Below are 18,620 nucleotides of genomic sequence, written 5' to 3' on the forward strand. Positions count from 1 at the left end.
GCCGCTGTGGCCACGGGGACGGTGACCTGCGTTATCCACAGCCTCGCGCGTGACCGTCGGCCGGACTGGTTAGTCTCGAAGACGTGAGCAGGCTCCAGGTCGTCAGCGGCAAGGGCGGGACCGGAAAGACGACGGTCGCCGCCGCACTCGCGCTGGCCCTCGCGACCGAGGGGAAGCGGACGCTTCTCGTGGAGGTCGAGGGCCGGCAGGGCATCGCACAACTCTTCGAGACGGAGGCGTTGCCCTATGAAGAGCGGAAGATCGCGGTCGCTCCGGGCGGCGGGGAGGTGTACGCCCTGGCCATCGACCCCGAACTGGCCCTCTTGGACTACCTCCAGATGTTCTACAAGCTCGGGGGCGCGGGCCGGGCCCTGAAGAAGCTCGGCGCGATCGACTTCGCCACCACCATCGCGCCCGGTCTCAGGGACGTCCTGCTGACCGGCAAGGCGTGCGAGGCGGTGCGCCGCAAGGACCGCTCGGGGCGGTTCGCGTACGACTACGTGGTCATGGACGCCCCGCCGACCGGCCGTGTCACCCGCTTCCTGAACGTGAACGACGAGGTGGCGGGCCTGGCGAAGATCGGCCCGATACACAATCAGGCGCAGGCCGTGATGCGGGTGCTGAAGTCGCCGGAGACGGCGGTGCACCTGGTGACGCTGCTGGAGGAGATGCCGGTCCAGGAGACCGCCGACGGCATCGCCGAACTCCGCGCGGCCCGGCTGCCGGTGGGCCGGGTCATCGTCAACATGGTCCGGCCGCAGGTGTTGGACGCGGCCGACCTGGAACTCGTACGGACCGTGGAGCGTTCCTCGGTCGCACAGGCGCTCTCGGCGGCCGGGCTGGGCGGGGCCCGGCGCGGCGGGAACGCCGAGAAGCTGGTGAACCCGCTGCTGGAGCAGGCCGCGGAGTACACCGAGCGGTACACGCTGGAGCAGGAGCAGCGCGCGGTCCTCACCGAGCTGGGCCTGCCGCTGCACGAACTCCCGCGGCTCGCCGAGGGCATGGACCTGGCGGGCCTGTACGAACTCGCCACCGAGCTGCGGAAGCAGGGGTTGTCATGAGTCCGGACCCGGCCGAGGCATCCGAGCCGGCACAGGAGCCCGAGCGGGCCCGCCGCCTGTCTTCCGCGCGCGTGCTGGACGTGGACCCGCTGCTGGACGACCCGAAGACCCGGATCGTGGTGTGCTGCGGCTCGGGCGGGGTCGGCAAGACGACGACCGCGGCGGCGCTCGGGCTCAGGGCCGCCGAGCGGGGCCGCAAGGTGGTCGTCCTCACCATCGACCCGGCCAGGCGGCTGGCCCAGTCGATGGGGATCGACTCCCTCGACAACGTGCCCCGCAGGGTGAAGGGCACCGAGGGCGACGGCGAGCTGCACGCCATGATGCTCGACATGAAGCGCACCTTCGACGAGGTCGTGGAGGCGCACGCGGACCCGGCGCGGGCCGCCGCGATCCTGGCGAACCCCTTCTACCAGTCGCTCTCGGCGGGCTTCGCGGGCACGCAGGAGTACATGGCGATGGAGAAGCTGGGCCAGCTGCGGTCGCGGGACGAGTGGGACCTGATCGTGGTCGACACCCCGCCCTCCCGCTCGGCGCTGGATTTCCTGGACGCGCCCAAGCGGCTCGGCTCCTTCCTGGACGGCCGGCTCATCCGCCTGCTGACCGCTCCGGCGAAGCTCGGCGGCCGGGCCGGGATGGCCTTCCTCAACGTCGGCATGTCGATGATGACGGGCACGCTGGGCAAGCTGCTGGGCGGTCAGCTGCTGAAGGACGTGCAGACGTTCGTGGCCGCCATGGACACCACGTTCGGCGGCTTCCGCACCCGCGCGGACGCCACCTACAAGCTTCTTCAGGCGCCCGGCACGGCGTTCCTGGTGGTGGCCGCCCCGGAGCGGGACGCGCTGCGCGAGGCCGCGTACTTCGTGGAGCGGCTGGCCGCGGAGCGCATGCCCCTGGTGGGCCTGGTGCTGAACCGCGTCCATGGCAGCGGTGCGGGCTCGCTGTCGGCCGAGCGGGCGCTCGCGGCCGCGGAAAATCTTGAGGACCCCCGCATTGTGGATCAGGGGGGCGGGAAAGCTGGACTTCGTAACTCTCCCGACACGCAAGGCAGTTCGCACTCTTCCGCACCGGAGACCGCGGCCCCTGCTCCCGAGGAAGGCTCCCCCGCCGACACGGAGCGCTCGGTCGACCGGCTCACCGCGGGCCTGCTGAGGCTGCACGCCGAGCGCATGCGGCTGCTCGCCCGCGAGCGGCGCACACGCGACCGCTTCACCGCCCGCCACCCCGAGGTGGCGATGGTCGAGGTACCCGCGCTGCCCGGTGATGTCCACGACCTGGCGGGCCTGCGCGACATCGGAGACCGGCTGGCGGCCCGACGACCTGAACGAACGGAGCACATATAGGCACCCCACGACACCCCACGGCACCCCACGGCACCCCACGGCACCGCACCGCGGCTTGCATCGGCGCGGACGGACACGCAGACGGCTTGCGTCGCGGCTTAGGCCACGGCTCGCGTCACGCGAACAGGCGTACAGGCGTACGTGCGGCACGTACCTGTGTGTGGGCACCACGGGAAGACGCGGCGAGCCCGAGCGGGGAAGCCCTCAGCTCACCGCGGCGTAGTTCTCGTACACCTCGTCGTTGTCGAGGGATACGATCCCCGCTCCCCGCTCGTACTCCGAGCGGGCGGTTTCCAGGAGTCTGCGCCAAGAGGTCACGGTGGGCCGCCGACGCAGCAGCGCACGGCGCTCACGCTCCGTCATGCCTCCCCACACGCCGAACTCCACGCGGTTGTCCAGCGCGTCGGCCAGGCATTCGGTGCGTACCGGGCATCCGGTGCACACCGCCTTGGCCCTGTTCTGCGCTGCTCCCTGAACGAACAGTTCATCTGGATCGGTAGTGCGGCAGGCGGCCTGCGCACTCCAGTCGGTTACCCAGCCCATACCGGCGCCGTCCTCTCCCGAATCGAGGCTCCCCCACGGCGGCAGCGGCATATTCACCGCCGCCAGTTGAGGACGTTACGGAAGGTGGGGACAGTGCAACACCCCCTTCGGGCCCAATCTTGAATGGCCCGAACGGACTATGGGTAAGCGGCAGATCACCCGCGGGAGTGACCTGGCGACATGCGTGATCATCCCGGCAAACCGGGGCAGTCGCGGTGGGCCGCACCAGGCGCCGGACGGCACTCGGGGCGCGGCTCGTGCCGGTCCCCGACAGGGAAACAGGGCCGTTGCCCCGGAATTCCCGGCCGTGTCCGGAACGATTCGGGGGAGCCGGACGCAGGAATGGGCGACCGCACGGTTGTGACAGTCGAGAGCAGCTTAGGCCAATGCCTGTGCGCGTGTCCGGCGAATGGGAACGCGGACATCCCCTCTTTGCGGGGCATCATTGCGGGGCATCTTTGCGGGACGTCTGCACGGGGCCGTCTTTGCGGGGCGTCTCCACGGGGGGCGTCTTCGCGGGCCGCTTCACGGGGCCATGACGGAGGCCGGCGCACCGGCGAGCCCTCGGCGGTACGTCACGATCGGCACTCGGAACATCCCGAGAAGCGGTCGCTCCCTCGGAACGCTCAACAGTACGGATTAGGCTGCCTCCATGCCAAAGAAGCCCTCGGGCGGTGGCCTGTCGCCCATGCAGCAGGCCGCCAAGTTCCTCGGTGTCAGTGTGCTCGCCGGAGCCGTCATGGCGGGCATCGCGCTGCCCGCGGCCGGAGCGCTGGGCCTCGCGGCCAAGGGCTCGGTCAAGGGCTTCGACGAGATCCCGGCCAACTTGAAGAGCCCCCAGCTGAGCCAGCGCACCACCATCCTGGACGGCCAGGGCAAGCAGATCGCGACCGTCTATTCCCGCGACCGTACGGTGGTGGACCTCAAGGACATCTCGCCGTACATGCAGAAGGCGATCGTCGCGATCGAGGACTCGCGCTTCTACAAGCACGGTGCCGTCGACCTCAAGGGCGTGCTGCGCGCCGTGAACAAGAACGCGCAGGAGGGCGGGGTCGCCCAGGGCGCCTCCACGCTCACCCAGCAGCTGGTGAAGAACTACTTCATCGAGGAGGCCGGCGACGACCCGACGAAGGTCGCCGAGGCCACCCAGCAGACCCTGGGCCGCAAGATCCGCGAGCTGAAGTACGCCATTCAGATCGAGGACAAGCTCGGCAAGAAGAAGATCCTCGAGAACTACCTGAACATCACGTTCTTCGGCGAGCAGGCCTACGGCGTCGAGGCGGCCTCCCAGCGTTACTTCTCCAAGCACGCGAAGGACCTCACCCTCCAGGAGTCGGCGTTGCTGGCCGGCATCGTGCAGTCCCCGAGCCGGTACGACCCGGTCAACGACGAGGCCGAGGCCACCAAGCGGCGCAACATCGTGCTCCAGCGGATGGCGGAGCTGGGCGACATCTCCCAGCAGGAGGCCGACCAGGCGAAGCGGAAACCGCTCGGCCTGCACACCAGCCGCCCCAAGAACGGCTGCATCACCGCGGTCAAGGGCGCCGGCTTCTTCTGTGACTACGTCCGCCAGGTCATCCTCACCGACCCGGTCTTCGGCAAGACGAAGGAGGCGCGGGCCAAGCTCTGGAACCGGGGCGGCCTGACGGTCCGTACGACGCTCGACCCGCAGGCGCAGGAGTCCGTGCAGGACTCCGTCAAGGACCACGTCTACCGCAGCGACGCCGTGGCGACCGCCGCGACCATCGTCGAGCCCGGCACCGGCAAGATCCTCGCCATGGGCCAGTCCCGCCCGTACGGCGTCAACGTCAACAACGGCGAGACGACGATCAACCTGTCCGTGGACCAGGACATGGGCGGCGGCGCCGGCTACCAGCCCGGCTCCACGTTCAAGCCGATCGTCGCCGCGGCGGCCGTGGAGGGCGGCAAGCCCGCGACGCAGGAGTACTCGTCGCCGTACGAGATGGCGTACCCGAGCCCGGTGGCCGCGTGCGACGGCAAGGTGTGGCGCAACGACCCGCGGCGGCCGGAGAAGCTGAAGAACGAGAACGACTCCGAGCGCGGCCCGTACGGCATGGCGGAGGCCACCGCGAAGTCGGTCAACACCTACTACGTGCAGCTGATCAGCGACATCGGCATCTGCCCGGTCATCGACATGGCCAAGAAGATGGGCGTGGCCCGCGCGGACGGCCGCAAGATCGTCCAGGCGCCCTCCATCGCGCTCGGCACCCAGGAGATGTCCCCGCTGACGATGGCGAGCGCGTACGCCGCCTTCGCCTCGCGCGGCATGTACTGCACCCCGGTCGCCATCGAGTCGGTCACCCAGAAGGTCGGCAGCGAGCAGAAATCCCTCCAGGTGCCGAAGTCGACCTGCTCACGGGCGATGTCGGAGAACACCGCGGACACGATCAGCACGCTCCTCAAGGGCGTGGTCGAGGACGGTACGGGCCAGGAGGCCGGCCTCGGCAGCCGCCCGAGCGCGGGCAAGACGGGTACGACGGACGAGCGCTTCGCGGCCTGGTTCGTCGGCTACACCCCGAACATGGCGGGCGCGGTCTGGGTCGGCGACCCGCAGCACAAGCGCAAGATGACCAACATCACCATCGGCGGCGTCCCGCACGACAAGGTCTACGGCGGTGAGGTGCCGGGTCCGATCTGGCGCGACATGATGTCCGGCGCGCTGGAGGGCCGGCCCGCCCCGGACTTCCATCTGGTCGACCTTCCCGACGACAGCCACGACGAGGACGACGAGGGAAAAGGCGACCGGGGGGAGACGGACGACCACAACGGGGACACGAGGGGGCGGGTGACCGGGGGACTGCTCGGCGGCCTGACGAACGGCGGCACCGCTGACGGCGGCCCCACCGCGGGAGCCCTCGGCGGCTCGTTCCCGACGCCGACGTTCTCCCTCCCCGAGAACATCATCCAGGGGCAGGGGAACGGCGGCGGCATCGGCGGGAACAACGGCAACGGCAACGGGGGCCGGCGGCACTAGGACGGGCCGGCCGATCAAGTTCGGAGCCGGGTGAGCGGGGCCGCACCTCTGGGAGGGGTGCGGCCCCGCGGCCGTAGAGATGCCGTGGAGACGACGCCGACGACGTCGTAGAAACGGGAGACAAGGGAGACAGAGGCCGGTCCTGGAAGAGGCCGGCCCGGGGGCTCGGCTCGGAAAGGGACCGGCCCCGGGGCTCAGCCCTGGAGGAGCTTCTTCACCGCGGCGGCGACCCGGCCGCCCTCGGCCTGGCCGGCCACCTTCGGGTTCACGATCTTCATGACGGCACCCATGGCCCGCGGCCCCTCGGCACCGGCCGCCTTGGCCTCCGCCACCGCCTGGGCGACGATCTCGTTCAGCTCCTCGTCGGACAGCTGCTTGGGCAGGTAGTCGGCGAGCACCTCGCCCTCCGCCTTCTCCCGCTCGGCCTGCTCGGTACGGCCGCCCTGCGCGAAGGCATCGGCCGCCTCACGGCGCTTCTTCGCCTCGCGGGTGATCACCTTGAGGACCTCGTCGTCGGACAGCTCCCGCTTCTCCTTGCCCGCGACCTCTTCCTTGGTGATCGCGGCGAGGGTCAGCCGGAGCGTCGAGGAGCGGAGCTCGTCGCGCCCCTTGATCGCGGCGTTGAGGTCGTCCTGCAGCTTCGACTTGAGCGTGGTGGTCATGGCCCGATTGTCGCAGGTGCGGGGTCACCCGTGCCCGTCCATTTAGCCGGGGGCGGGCGGTCACCCGCGCCCGCCCCCTCATGACCGCCGCCACCCACCCGCCCACCTGTCGGTCCGTCCGCTCGACCGGTGGCGGCCGGTCCCGGCGCGCCCAACCCGTCTGACACGATGGACAGATGCGCGCGCGATATGGAATCCCCCTGGGAATCGTGGCGGCCGGCACCGCCGGCCTGGTCTATGCGGCGGGCTTCGAGGCCCGTTCCTTCCGCCTCCGACGGGTCACCGTCCCCGTCCTGCCCCCGGGCATGCGCCCGCTGCGTGTGCTCCAGGTCTCCGACATCCACATGGTCGGCGGCCAGCGCAAGAAGCAGCGCTGGCTGCAGTCGCTGGCCGGGCTGCGCCCCGACTTCGTGATCAACACCGGCGACAACCTGTCCGACCCCGAGGGCGTCCCGGAGGTGCTGGACGCACTGGGCCCGCTGATGGAGTTCCCGGGTGCGTACGTCTTCGGCTCCAACGACTACTACGGCCCCAAGCTGCGCAACCCCGCCCGCTACCTGCTGGAGAAGGCGAGCGGACGCCACGGGCTGAACGGCAACGCGCCGGCGGTGGGCGCGATCCACAACCCGTGGGAGGACCTGCGGGACGGCTTCGACGCGGCGGGCTGGCTGAACCTGACCAACACGCGGGGGGTCCTCAAGGTCGAGGGCGTCTCCATCGAGCTGACCGGCCTGGACGACCCGCACATCAAGCGGGACCGCTACGCCCGGGTGGCCGGCGGACCCTCCGGGGCGTACGACTTCTCGCTCGGCGTGGTCCACGCGCCGTACCTGCGGGTCCTGGACGCGTTCACGGCGGACGACTACCCCCTGATCCTGGCCGGCCACACCCATGGCGGCCAGCTGTGCATCCCGTTCTACGGCGCCCTGGTCACCAACTGCGACCTGGACACGGACCGCGTGAAGGGCCTGTCCACGCACACGGCGCAGGGCCGTACGTCCTACCTCCACGTCTCGGCCGGCTGCGGCACCAACCGCTACACCCCGGTCCGCTTCGCCTGCCCGCCGGAGGCGACGTTGCTGACGCTGGTGGAGAAGGTGTGACGGGCGGAGAGGCCTGTGACGGGCGGAGAGGCCGGGGAGTTCGACGTGACGGAGAGGCGGGCTTGATGCAGAGGCGGGCTTGACGCAGAGACGGGCATGACGGAGAAGCCGGCGTGACGGACAGGCGGGCATGACGGAGAAGCCGGTCGCCGTTCCGTAACCCACCCGGCCCAATCCGCCTGGCCGCCCCCCTCCCCCGCTCCTAGCGTGAAGGGCATGACCGCCCCGATACCCAGGGACATCCCGGACCTGCCCGCGGTCCCGGGCCCGCCCGTCCTGCTGCCCGCCCCGGTCCCGGCCACGGCGGTGGTGGCCCCGGTGCGCCGCCCGACGGCCGCGGTGTTCCGCCTGCTGATCGCGGTGACGGCGGCGGGCGGGGTCGCGCTGGAACTGCTGCTGGGCAGCCCGCCCCGCATGCTGAGCTACTTCAGCGTCCAGGCCACCGCGCTGCTGGCCGTGATCACGTTCCTGTCGGCGACGAGGGCCTGGCGGGCCCGCCGCCCCCTCCCGCCGGCGGTGACCGGTGCCGCGCTCCTCTACGTGGTGATCGGCGCCCTGGTCTACCACCTGCTCCTGGCCCACACGACGCCGCCGTTCTCCATGACCGGCGCGACGACGGCCCCGGAACGCTGGCACTCCCAGTGGACGGCGCTCCAGGTACTCCACGTCCTGGTCCCGGCGGCGGCCGTACTGGACTGGCTCCTGCTCACCCCGGCGGCCCGCCTGCGTCTGCGCCAGGCAGCGGCCTGGCTCCTGTACCCCCTGGCCTACCTGGCCTTCACCTTCACCCGGGCCGCGCTCCTGTCACCGTCCGACCCCTCCCGCCACCTCTATCCCTTCCTGGACGTGACGGCCCACGGCTACCGCGGCACCCTGGCGAACGCCCTCCTCCTGGGCCTCGGGATCTACGCCCTGGCGGTCCTCCTGGTGGCCCTGGACCACACCCGCCCGTCCCCCACCCGCCACCGCCTCTGAACCGGATTTCGTCTACAGCCCCCAGTGGGCTAAAGTAAACGTCGTCGCCGCGGGAAGCAGCGACACCGGGGTGTAGCGCAGCTTGGCAGCGCGCTTCGTTCGGGACGAAGAGGTCGTGGGTTCAAATCCCGCCACCCCGACAGAGAAACACCAGGTCAGGCCCGGTGCTGAGAGATCAGCACCGGGCCTGATTTGCTTTGTGGCCCCGTTTTGGGAGCCATTTGGGAGCCGACTTCGGGGAGCGGCTCCCCAGGGGCTCCCAGCGGGATGAGTGACCGGCAGCTCACACCCCTCACTCGGGTCGGGGACAGAACCGGCTCCGTCACATCGGACAGCCCGGGTTCGCTCTCGCCGCCCGCGCGCTCAAGGAGCGGCGCCTGATCACCATGCCCAGCAAAATGGGAAGTGTCGGGCGGAGATCACTGACGCGGACGCCCCTACCCGGAACACGGTCATCATCCGGACCAGCCGGAACCGGCGGCTCTGCGGAAGCAGCGCGGAACGGGCTCCTCAGGCCAGCCGCAGCCAAAGGCCCGGGGGAGCGCCAGCGGCCGCCATCCTCCCCAATGAGGACTCAGCACACCAACCCGCGATCTACAGCCAAGGGGGCAATCGGGCAATGTCCAGAAGCCGTCAGAGTCCTTCAGTCGCGTGGGCCCGATGAACGTCGGCTCCAGGGTCTCAATCTGTTCGGCAGTGATCCACTCACGCAGAGTTCAGCCCCCGCGTTTCCCGTGCGCGGTGAGTGAAGCCTGCGCGATCGAGAGTGAACTGGTGTCAGTGGCTCCCGCTACTGTCAGGGCATGTCTTACGGGATTCCGCTCACCGACGAGTCGTTGCTGGACTGTGAGGCGTGCGATGCCCCCTACCGGTTTGGCGTCGGCGGACGGGTTAGGGGCCATTGCCTGAGCTGTAGCGTCATAGCGCGTCAGGCGCGGCGGTACAACCTAGAGGCGAGCGACATGCACGCCATCCTGGAACACCAACACCATGTATGTGCATTGTGTGGGCGGGGGCCCCGAGGAGACGAAGAGACTTCGTATTGGCACGTCGACCACGACCACCAGTGCTGTCAGCCGTGGGACTTCATTTGCGGCGGGTGTGTCCGGGGCCTCCTGTGCGCCGGATGCAACATGCGCGGTGTTGCCTGGTATGAGGCCCTTCCGATCGACCGGCAAGATTGGGAGCGCATGAACGACTACTTGGCGAATCCTCCGGCTCGGCGCCTCCGCCTTGCCGGGCACCTGCGGTTCCGCGATCTTGCTGCGGTACGTTCCGGTAAGCGCCGTCAGTCCGGGCCCAGTTCCTTCTCCTAGTCCGCCATGGCGAGCACATCTACTGGCTCCTCCTCGGGCTCGGACTTATCCAGTTCGATGCGCACTCGCGCCGTCCGCCGATACGACGAGGAACCGCTCGAACGCGCCACAGGTCATGAACCCTTGTCACTGCCTCGTACGGGAGTGAAGCTTTCGCCATCTCATCCCAGACAATCGAAGCAGCGGTTACACGAAGCAAGCACTGTGCCCCACACGGTGAATCGCGTGGGGGCGGGTGTCACGCATCACTTAGGCGTCGTCAGACTGCGGACTCCTCCCGCGCGTGCAGGAGATTGTTAAGGACGCGCACCGGGGACGCGGGATGAATCGCCAGCCGGGCGTCGAGTGCCATCTCCCACTGCTCGGTCAGCCCGACCATAAGCCGCTTTCGCATGCCATGGGTGACGTGCGCGTAGCGTGCCGAGACCGAGCCGTCGATGTGGCCCATGCGTTCGTCCATGAGCACCTTCTCGGTTCCCAGGTCCTCCATCATCGTCCGGTGGGTGTGGCGAAGGCCGTGGGGCGTAAGTCCCTTGGCTATCGGGAGCCAGCAGGCGTCGGCCCGATCGGTGGCACCTCGGCCTCGAGCCGGAACGCCGGGCCACGGCTCGCCGAGTAGGGGCACCGGCCGTGGCTCCTGCGGCGCCTTCTTCGGGTACCAGCCGGAGACCGCCGGCGTGAACAGCCAGGTCGCGAAGCCGTTCCTGCGCCAGTGGGCGGCATGCTCCGGTACGACGCCGCCCCGCACGAACCCCAGGTCCGCGATGGCCTGCTCGACCTTCTCTCGCGTGGCCTCGGTGACCCGTTCCGGGTGGTTGAGCACGTTGGACACCGTGCCGGTCGAGACGTCGGCACGGCGGGCGACGTCGACGAGCTTCGCGCCTTGGTGGCCGCCTGTGCGGGCCGCGCCCTGTCCTCGGAAGACGTAGGTCTTGCCGTGGCAGGGGCACGGCTTGGGCTTCGTGCGGGCGATGTGGTTGGCGACCAGCGCCGACAGCCAGTCCATCGAGTCGATGGTGCGGTAGCTGTCGTCCTTCGGCGGGCAGCGCACCAGCTCCCCCGTGTCGAGCTCGTACAGCTGCCACTCGACCCGGACGGCTCCAGGGCGGACGAACGCGGTCTCCAGGCCCACGATCTCGCCCCAGCGCATGCCGGTGTATCCCTTGAGGACCACGGCGACGAACTCGTCGTCGCGGCCGGAGAGCAGGGCGGCGCGCTCGGCGGTCAGCAGGATGCCGAGCGCGTCGGTGACCACCTTCTCCGGACCACGGTCTCGGGAGCGGCCGGCGCGCTTACCCCGTCCGCGCCGCCGAGCGGCCGGGTTGGACGTGATCAGGCCCTCGTCGATCGCGTCCTCGAAGATCAGGTGGAGCGTCGAGCGCCAGGTCTTTACGCTGGAAGCGGCATAGAGCGCCTTCTCCTTCTTCTCCCACAGGTCGACGTCCGTGCGCAGGATGCCGGCGAGCGCTTTGTCCTCGAACTCGGGGAGCAGGTGCTCCTCGATGTGGCGCTTGTAGTTCTGCATGGTCGAGGCGGCCAGGTCCTGGGCCTCGTACCAGCGGTTCGCGTACTCGCCGAAGGTCTCCTGGCCGAGGGCCGGGTCGCGCCAGTCGCCGCGACGGTACTTGTTCTCGGCCTCGGCCGCTGCCCGTTGGGCCTCGCCCTTGGTGGCGAACCTGATCGCCTTGCCGTTGTTGTCGACGACCGTGTTGTGCTTGCCGGGCGCGACCTTGTACCGGCCACGCCAGTAGTTTCCGCGCTTCTCCGCGAAACCCAAGTTCCGCTGTCCCCCTCTTGGTTGTCCTCGGCTACGGCAGGTTCGATCGGGTCACGCGACAGTGCCGTACTGCTGCTGTCGACGCGGCGGGCGGGCCCGTAGGCGGGTCGTCGGAGCAACGGCAGGGCGGCGAGGTTGCGCGGAGCCGGTCTGCGTACCGGGCTCGGAGAGCGGCTCGGTCGCCCGTGCGGGTGTCTGCGCGGGCTGGGCCGGCCGCTGCTCGTAGAGGCGGATGATCTCGGCGAGGTGCTCGGCGGTGAAGCGGTAGGCACGACCGACCCGGGTGTGCGGTATCAGGCGCCGTCGCGCTCGGTCCTTGACCCACCAGGCCGAGCAGCCGAGGGTGTCGGCGATCTCTTCGGGGCGGTAGAGGCGGGGTGGAGGGGCGTCGGACGGCCTGTGGGGGACGGGCGCGGGCGTGGATCGGTGCAAGGGGGCGGCTCCTGGTCGGGAGGTTGGGGAGGGCTGCGTGGGCGGCTCAGGCGGCACCCGGCCCCTGGAGGAGGGCGGCGGGTGACACCTGCAGGGCTGTGGCGATGGCGACGAGGTCGTCGATATCGCATCGCCGCTTGGCGAGTTCGATGCGGGACAGCATTGTGTTGGACATAGGACGGCCCAAAGCGGTACACCGCGCGGCGAGTTGGCGCTGCCCAAGGCCGCGTTCCGTGCGAAGGATTTCGATGGTGCGAGCCGCCAGCATTCCTGCGGGCCCTATTTCCAGAGATCGTGCTGCCATGGCTCCAGTTGTAGCGTGCATTCGCCGGTTTGGTTAACCGGCGATCGTCGGCTATGTTGCGCCGCGCTCAATCGGTGAGCGAGGCGATCGGGGTGCTGCGCAGGGCCGGATCCCCGAACGTGCCCCGACACCAGAGAGCCTCTCTGACGTGGGGTGTTGTGTTGTAGCTTCGTCGCTCGCGGGACGTCAACGGCTTGCCGATGTGATCCTTCTGGCTCGGGATGCGGGGCAACTATTTGGTCAACCGCCGATCGTGCCCTACCGTTTTCGCACCGCCCTCGCCGACTCGATTTCCAGCGGCATTTCTGCCGTGAGAGATTGCGCCAGATAGGGCTGGACTTGCGCGCTGTGGGTGTGGCTATGTTGACGACACCTCGGAAAGCGCAAGCGGCCATCAACGCTCCCGCGTCAACGGCCCGACATCCCCGCCCTTCACGCCCGACCCGCCCCCGACCGACGGTGAACCGTGGGCACCCAGCCCACCGGTCACCGAGTGAGGACCGCCCCTCTTGGCACGAATCCGCACCATCAAGCCGGAAGCCTTCGTCTCCGAGTCCCTGGCCGCCGTCTCCCTGACCGCCGAGCGCACCTTCTTCGGCCTGCTCACCCAGGCTGACGACCAGGGGCGCCACCGCGACCACGCCGCGATCATCGCCGGGCAGCTGTGGGTTCTGCGCCCGGAACACACGCCTGGCGCTGTCGAGCAGGACCTCGCCCAGCTCGCCGACGCTGGGCTGATATGCCGCTACAAGGGTCCGGGCGACAAGCGCTACCTGCACATCGTCACTTGGCGGCAGCATCAGAAGATCAATCGCCCCAGCGCGAGCCGTCTTCCAGCCTGCCCGCACCACGACACGCAGGCTCGCACCGCGCCTGGCGTCGATGCGTCGGCTGCAGGAGTGGGCGTCACGGAGCCCGCACCGCAGCCTCACGGAGCCCTCCGTGAGGGCTCCAGGCGAATACGCGAGCCTGCGGTGAATCCGGTCACCGATGACGAAACAGCAGGTCAGGGCGATTTCAGTGAGCCCTCCGTGAGGCAGCGAGGAGGGCTCAGTGAGGGAGCGGTGACTCCTCAGCGTCCGGATCTAGGACCTAGGATCATGGATCTAGGAAATACCCCTTCGGGGGGCGCAAGCGCCCCCGCACCCCACGCCGTCTCGGCCAACGAGCTCATCGCCGAGTACGCCGCCGCTTGCACACACCGTCCGCCCAAGGACGTCCTCGGCCATCTCGCTCGCGAGGTGCGCAAGCTGCTCGGCGAGGGCATCGCCCCCGCCCACATCCGGGCCGGCCTGGAACGGCACCGTGCCAAGGGCCTGCATCCCAGCACGCTGCCGAGCCTCGTGCACGAGGCCATGAACGCGACCCCCACCGTGCCGGTTGTCCACAGGTCGTGGACAAACCCCGCCGATGTCGAAGCCGCCTACGGAGGTGACCTCTGACCGCCACCCTCACACGCGAGCCCCACCGGGTCGGCCCGCTCGCCGACCGGCTCAACGGCATCCTTGCCAGTCGCGGCATCGACCTCGCCACCGCCGCCGTCGAGGAAGGGCACGCCGAGCCCGTCACCGCGCTGGAACTCGCCGACGCCAGGATCCCCGCCCGCTACCGCCGAGCCCTGGCCGACCACTCGAAGGTCACCGCCTGGGCCGACGAGATCGCCCGCGCCGGACGCCCCGGCCCCGGCGGGCCGGGCATCGCCGAAGGCCCGTCGCTGCTGATCGCCGGCCCCACGGGCACCGGCAAGACGTACCAGGCGTACGGCGCCATCCGCACCCTGCTCGCCCGAGGGGTCCGTCTGCGCTGGGAAGCGACCACCACCGCCGACTTCCACGCGCGCCTGCGCCCCCGCGCCGGTCACGACGCCGAACGTGACCTACAGACCCTGGCGCGCTGTCCGCTGCTGTTCCTGGACGACCTCGGCGCGGCCAAGACCAGCGAATGGACCGAGGAGCTGACCTACCGGCTCATCAACCACCGGTACGAGCACATGCTCCCAACCCTCATCACCACCAACCTTCCGATGGAGCAGCTGCGCGTCACCCTCGGTGACCGCGTCGCCTCCCGCCTCGCCGAGATGACGGAGCGCGTCATCCTCGACGGCCCCGACCGACGACGCCGCACAGCGCCCGCCGCCTGACTGGCCGCCTCAGCGCCCTCTCCTGGCCGACCCCGCCGCATCACCCGCGCTCACACCAGCCCTGCCCGCGCCAGCCACTCGCGCAGGCGGTGCTCAACGCTCCGTCGATTCGCCCTTCGCCCTCAATCCTTGACGCCTTGGAGCCCCCTCCTGCCTCCTCACAGCCCCGTCCACCTCGCCATACGGATCAGCGGCACGCCGCTCCTCCCTGACTGGGCCACCTCCCCGGTGATGACCGTGGCGCTCCTCATCCCGCCCGTGCTGCTCGTCCTGCTCGCCGTGTGGCTGATCCGCCAGCAGCGCCGCCGGCAGCATCAGACCAACCGCTGGCGCGGGACTGTCGCGGTGCCGGTCGCGGCCGTGGCCGCCCTCGGCTGCACCGCCTACAGCGCGGACACCAGCTGGCGGTTCGCCGCCGACTACCTCGACATGGGCGGCACCGCCGAGCGCGTCGCGATGTTCGCCGCCGCCGAGCTGGCCCTGTTCGCCACCGCCCTGATGGCCCGGCAGAACCTCAACGGCCCGAAACAGGCTCCCGGCCTGCCCGGCACCCTCACCTGGGTCATCACCGCAGTCCAGGTTCTGCCCGCCTACGCCGAGTCCGGACTGGTCGGCGGCACCGTGCGAGCCTTCGTCGGCCCGGTCATGGCTGCGATGCTGTGGCACCTGGCCATGGGCATCGAGCTGCGCCACCGCGCCCCCGACGCCGCCTCACGCGGCCTGGCCGCCATCCTCGTTCGCCAGGCTCGCGAACGCCTCCTGGCCCGGCTCGGCATCGCCGACCAGGACGCCGATGCCGCCCGCCTCATCCGCGACCGCGCGCTGAGCGAAGCCGTCGCCCTGATCCTGCGCGCCGAGTCGATGACCGACCGCCAGCGCGGCAAGCGACGGGGCCGACGTCTGACAGAGCGCCTGCACGAGGCCCTGGAGCGGGCCGACGTCGACAGCGACCCGCTCCAGGACAAGCTGCTGCTGCGCAAGCTCGCCACCCGCAAGCAGGCCCTCGGCCTCGCTTCCATCGCGCTCCCGCCGCGCTGGGAAGTCCCGGCCTCCAACCCCGCCCGGGAATCCGGGCACAGCAGCCTGCGCTCCGGCCGCACGGCACAACTGCCGCGGGCAGAGGAAACTGCCCGCCCGCACCCGTCAGATCCGGGTGACGACGAGCTCCCTCCGGCTGCCCGCCCGCAGCCTGCCCGCCCGGTTCCCGGGCTGCCCGCCCGCGCAGAAGCCGAAGACAGCCCAGCACCGACGGGCAACAGCGCGGGCAACGGGTCGGGCAGGCGTGAACGGAAGGCGGCTGCCCGGAAGAAACGTGACGTCGGCAAAGCCCGTGCCTCCGACGAGGTCATCCTCAAGCACGCTCGCCGCATCTACGAGGAGACCGGCAGCGTCGGACGCGACCGGGTCGAGGACGCCCTGCGCGCCGTCGGCTACACCGTCTCCAGCGACGGCGTCGGACGAGTCGTCCGCGAGTTCAAGGCCCACCTCAAAGCCGTAGCCGGTACTGCGTCCCGCTGATCCCCGCAGCACCAGCACTCCCGACCAGACCCCGACCCGAAAGGCCCCATGCACACCCCTCACCACGAAGACCCCACCACCCACGGTGAATCGCTGCCGATCACCCCTGCCCCAGGCGGAGCAAGTTGGAGGTCCGGACACTCCCCCGCAGGGGGAGCGCCCGAGCCTGACCCCGCCCCGGGGGTGGCGGGGCCCGTCCGGCGCCAGGGGGCGCCGGACGGGAAGGCTGCGACCGGGGGCGGACCGCAGCCAGGCAAGGCCAGCCGCAAGGGCAAGGCCAGGAGGGGGAAGTCGCGTCCGCGTGACAAGAAGCAGCGCCCCGCTCACAGCGTCCGCCTCAACGAGCTAGAACTCGCCATCATCCAGTCCGGCGCCGACCACGTCGGCATGAGCGTGGCCGGGTTCATGGCCCACTCCGCGCTGGCCGCTGCCCGCGACCAGTCCCGCACCGCAGCGGCCATCGCCACCGAGCGGGACATCCTGACTGCCCTGTTCGGTGTGCGCCGTCAGCTCGGCTGGGCGGGTGGCAACGTCAACCAGATCGCCAAGGCCCTCAACTCCGGTGCCGACGCACCGCACTTCGCCGCTGCCCTCGACGATCTGCAGCGTGCCGCACAGGCCGTCCAGCGGGCAGCCGACAGGGTTGCCAACGGGCAGGAGGGCGAGGCGGCTTGATCCCTCGGATCCACCAGCAGGGCAGCAACGCCCTCGGGCTCCTGCACTACCTGTACGGCAAGGGCACCCACGAGGAGCACATCGATCCGCACCTTGTCGCTTCCTTCGACGGCATGGCCCCCGACCCCGGCCGCGACCCCTCGGTCACGAAGAAGGACCTCCAGCACCTCCTCGACCAAACGCTGTCCCTGCTCGACGCGGACCGGCGTCCCGACAAGTACGTCTGGCACTGCTCGGTGCGCGCCGCGCCTGACGATCCGATCCTGTCCGACGAGCAGTGGGGCGACATCGCCCGCCGTATGGTCGCCGCCACCGGCATCGACCCCGGCGACGGCGCCGGCTGCCGCTGGGCAGCCGTCCGTCACGCCGACGACCACATCCACATCATCGCGACCCTCGTCCGCGAGGACGGCCGCCGCCCCGACCACCACCGCTCCGGCAAACGCGCCCAGGCCGAGTGCCGCCTGATCGAAAAGGAACTCGGCCTGCACCAAGTCGCGCCCGGGGACGGCACCGCCGCCAAGCGGGCCACCAGCGCGGAACGGCACAAGGCCGAACGACAGGGCAGGGAGCGCCCTGCACGCGAGGAGCTGCGGGAGACCGTACGGCGCGCGGTGGCCGGCGCGAGCAGCGAGGAGGAGTTCTTCGACCGCCTGGCCGCCGCCGGTCTGCTGATCCGCAAGCGCGTCGCGCCCTCAGGTGATCTGCTCGGCTACAAGGTCGCGCTGCCCGATGACCGCAACGGTGAGAAGGAGCCGGTGTTCTACGCGGGTTCCACGCTCGCAGCCGATCTGTCCCTGCCCCGCATCCGCGAACGCTGGACCCTGCCCGGGGAGGCCGCAGCCTCGGCGGACGGTTCGCGGCCGGAGCAGCCGGTCCTGCCGGACGTGACAGGTCCCGCGTTCGCGCGGCGTCGGGCCACCGCCGCTACCTGGCAGGCGCTGCTGATCATCGATAACGGTGACGACGGTGCAGCAGCGGCCCAGATCGCCGCGGCGGGTGAGGTCCTGGACGCGCTGGCCAAGACCTCCGCCGCCCACACCCGCGCTGAGCTGCGCGAGGCGGCGTTCGTGTTCGAGCGTGCCAGCCGCTCCCACGTGAAGGCTGTACGCGGGCACGACCGCGCCCTGCGTCAGGCCGCCCGCGACCTCGTCCACAGCGGACCCGCCCTGGGCCGCGGGGAAGACGGCGCCACCACCGCCATGCTCATCGACATGGCCTTCTTCCTCGCGATCGCCGCGGCGAACTGGCACGCGAAGAAGCATCACAGCCAGCAGGCCGCAGCGGCCCAGCAGGCGGCCGAACACCTGCGCGCCGCCTACCAAGCCGCTGCGGCCGAGTCCATGGCCGTCCTCCGCCAGCGAGGCCAACGTCTGGCCCTGCGTGCTCGGCAGCGGCAAGCCGACCTCCTGCATGAGGTGCTGCCGGATCTGGCCGCACGGGTCCAGGCGGAGCCCGGCTGGCCCGCCCTTGCCGCCACCCTCGACGACGCCCGGAAGGCCGGCCATGACCCGGCAGCCCTGCTGACCGAGGCCGCCGGACGGCGCGAGCTCGACACCGCCACCTCCATCAGCGACGTCCTGGTATGGCGTCTGCGGCGCAGCGCTTACCTGCCCGCCCTGCCCGAGTCCCCGCACGACACACCCGCGCGAGGCAGTCGGCGCCAAGGGTCCTCGGCGCCCCGCGCGTTGCCGACGCAGGGCGGCCTGAACGACCCCAGCCGTCGGCGCTGACCAGCGAAAAGCCGGCGGAACATAGCCGACGATCGCCGGTTGGGCA

16 protein-coding genes and 1 tRNA gene are annotated in these 18,620 nt (G+C 70.3%); 12 read left to right on the forward strand and 5 right to left on the reverse strand.

What is annotated here, in order from left to right; all coding sequences use genetic code 11:
- Positions 1–83 precede the first annotated feature (83 nt).
- Positions 84–1,061, forward strand: a complete 978-nt coding sequence (locus tag IH25_RS0110485; RefSeq protein ID WP_030606395.1) for an ArsA family ATPase — start codon at positions 84–86, stop codon at positions 1,059–1,061.
- Positions 1,058–2,401: an ArsA family ATPase gene (locus IH25_RS0110490; RefSeq protein WP_030606397.1), complete on the forward strand. Its 1,344-nt coding sequence runs from the start codon at positions 1,058–1,060 to the stop codon at positions 2,399–2,401. Before IH25_RS0110485 ends, IH25_RS0110490 begins: the two co-directional genes overlap by 4 nt.
- Before the next feature lie 204 nt (positions 2,402–2,605).
- On the opposite strand, the gene wblA is transcribed toward IH25_RS0110490, so the two are convergent.
- Complete coding sequence (gene wblA / locus IH25_RS0110495; RefSeq protein ID WP_030606400.1) at positions 2,606–2,944, reverse strand: transcriptional regulator WblA; 339 nt, start codon at positions 2,942–2,944, stop codon at positions 2,606–2,608.
- Between the two features lie 652 nt (positions 2,945–3,596).
- Here wblA and IH25_RS0110500 point away from each other — a divergent pair.
- Complete coding sequence (locus IH25_RS0110500) at positions 3,597–5,939, forward strand: transglycosylase domain-containing protein (protein WP_030606403.1); 2,343 nt, start codon at positions 3,597–3,599, stop codon at positions 5,937–5,939.
- Between the two features lie 194 nt (positions 5,940–6,133).
- On the opposite strand, the gene IH25_RS0110505 is transcribed toward IH25_RS0110500, so the two are convergent.
- On the reverse strand, positions 6,134–6,601 hold the full coding sequence (locus tag IH25_RS0110505; RefSeq protein ID WP_030606408.1) for a GatB/YqeY domain-containing protein: 468 nt from the start codon (positions 6,599–6,601) through the stop codon (positions 6,134–6,136).
- Between the two features lie 176 nt (positions 6,602–6,777).
- Between IH25_RS0110505 and IH25_RS0110510 the strand changes: the two genes are divergently transcribed.
- The 4 genes from IH25_RS0110510 (at position 6,778) to IH25_RS43080 (ending at position 9,995) form a co-directional block, all read left to right on the forward strand.
- Positions 6,778–7,704, forward strand: coding sequence for a metallophosphoesterase (locus IH25_RS0110510; protein WP_030606411.1), 927 nt, complete (start codon positions 6,778–6,780; stop codon positions 7,702–7,704).
- Positions 7,705–7,920: 216 nt separating this feature from the next.
- Complete coding sequence (locus tag IH25_RS0110515; protein WP_030606413.1) at positions 7,921–8,679, forward strand: Pr6Pr family membrane protein; 759 nt, start codon at positions 7,921–7,923, stop codon at positions 8,677–8,679.
- 66 nt (positions 8,680–8,745) lie between these two features.
- Positions 8,746–8,819 (forward strand) — tRNA-Pro (locus IH25_RS0110520).
- A 663-nt stretch (positions 8,820–9,482) separates the two neighbouring features.
- Positions 9,483–9,995 (forward strand): endonuclease domain-containing protein, encoded by a 513-nt coding sequence (locus IH25_RS43080; RefSeq protein WP_037654696.1) that lies wholly within the window; start codon positions 9,483–9,485, stop codon positions 9,993–9,995.
- A gap of 259 nt (positions 9,996–10,254) precedes the next feature.
- Here the strand turns inward: IH25_RS43080 and IH25_RS0110525 are convergent, their stop codons facing one another.
- Genes IH25_RS0110525 through IH25_RS0110530 form a run of 3 tightly spaced genes read right to left on the reverse strand, consistent with a single transcriptional unit; the run spans position 10,255 to position 12,508 of the window.
- Positions 10,255–11,772, reverse strand: a complete 1,518-nt coding sequence (locus IH25_RS0110525; protein ID WP_030606415.1) for a LacI family DNA-binding transcriptional regulator — start codon at positions 11,770–11,772, stop codon at positions 10,255–10,257.
- 51 nt (positions 11,773–11,823) lie between these two features.
- Entirely contained in the window at positions 11,824–12,204 is a 381-nt protein-coding gene (locus IH25_RS39255; protein ID WP_078844199.1) for a helix-turn-helix domain-containing protein, read from the reverse strand.
- Positions 12,205–12,250: 46 nt separating this feature from the next.
- Positions 12,251–12,508: a helix-turn-helix domain-containing protein gene (locus tag IH25_RS0110530; protein ID WP_030606418.1), complete on the reverse strand. Its 258-nt coding sequence runs from the start codon at positions 12,506–12,508 to the stop codon at positions 12,251–12,253.
- Between the two features lie 509 nt (positions 12,509–13,017).
- Between IH25_RS0110530 and IH25_RS0110535 the strand changes: the two genes are divergently transcribed.
- The 5 genes from IH25_RS0110535 to IH25_RS0110555 all read left to right on the forward strand — a co-directional run bounded on the left by IH25_RS0110535 (position 13,018) and on the right by IH25_RS0110555 (position 18,574).
- Positions 13,018–13,950, forward strand: a complete 933-nt coding sequence (locus IH25_RS0110535) for a hypothetical protein (RefSeq protein ID WP_030606421.1) — start codon at positions 13,018–13,020, stop codon at positions 13,948–13,950.
- Positions 13,947–14,648, forward strand: a complete 702-nt coding sequence (locus tag IH25_RS0110540; RefSeq protein ID WP_030606423.1) for an ATP-binding protein — start codon at positions 13,947–13,949, stop codon at positions 14,646–14,648. The genes IH25_RS0110535 and IH25_RS0110540 overlap by 4 nt, the downstream gene beginning before the upstream one ends.
- Positions 14,649–14,879: 231 nt before the next feature.
- Positions 14,880–16,166 (forward strand): hypothetical protein, encoded by a 1,287-nt coding sequence (locus tag IH25_RS0110545; protein WP_209445300.1) that lies wholly within the window; start codon positions 14,880–14,882, stop codon positions 16,164–16,166.
- A gap of 48 nt (positions 16,167–16,214) precedes the next feature.
- On the forward strand, positions 16,215–16,841 hold the full coding sequence (locus IH25_RS0110550) for a plasmid mobilization protein (protein WP_394298424.1): 627 nt from the start codon (positions 16,215–16,217) through the stop codon (positions 16,839–16,841).
- Positions 16,838–18,574 (forward strand): relaxase/mobilization nuclease domain-containing protein, encoded by a 1,737-nt coding sequence (locus IH25_RS0110555; RefSeq protein ID WP_030606434.1) that lies wholly within the window; start codon positions 16,838–16,840, stop codon positions 18,572–18,574. The genes IH25_RS0110550 and IH25_RS0110555 overlap by 4 nt, the downstream gene beginning before the upstream one ends.
- Positions 18,575–18,620: the final 46 nt, after the last annotated feature.

This window comes from Streptomyces achromogenes subsp. achromogenes (assembly GCF_000720835.1).
GTDB lineage: Bacteria > Actinomycetota > Actinomycetes > Streptomycetales > Streptomycetaceae > Streptomyces > Streptomyces achromogenes.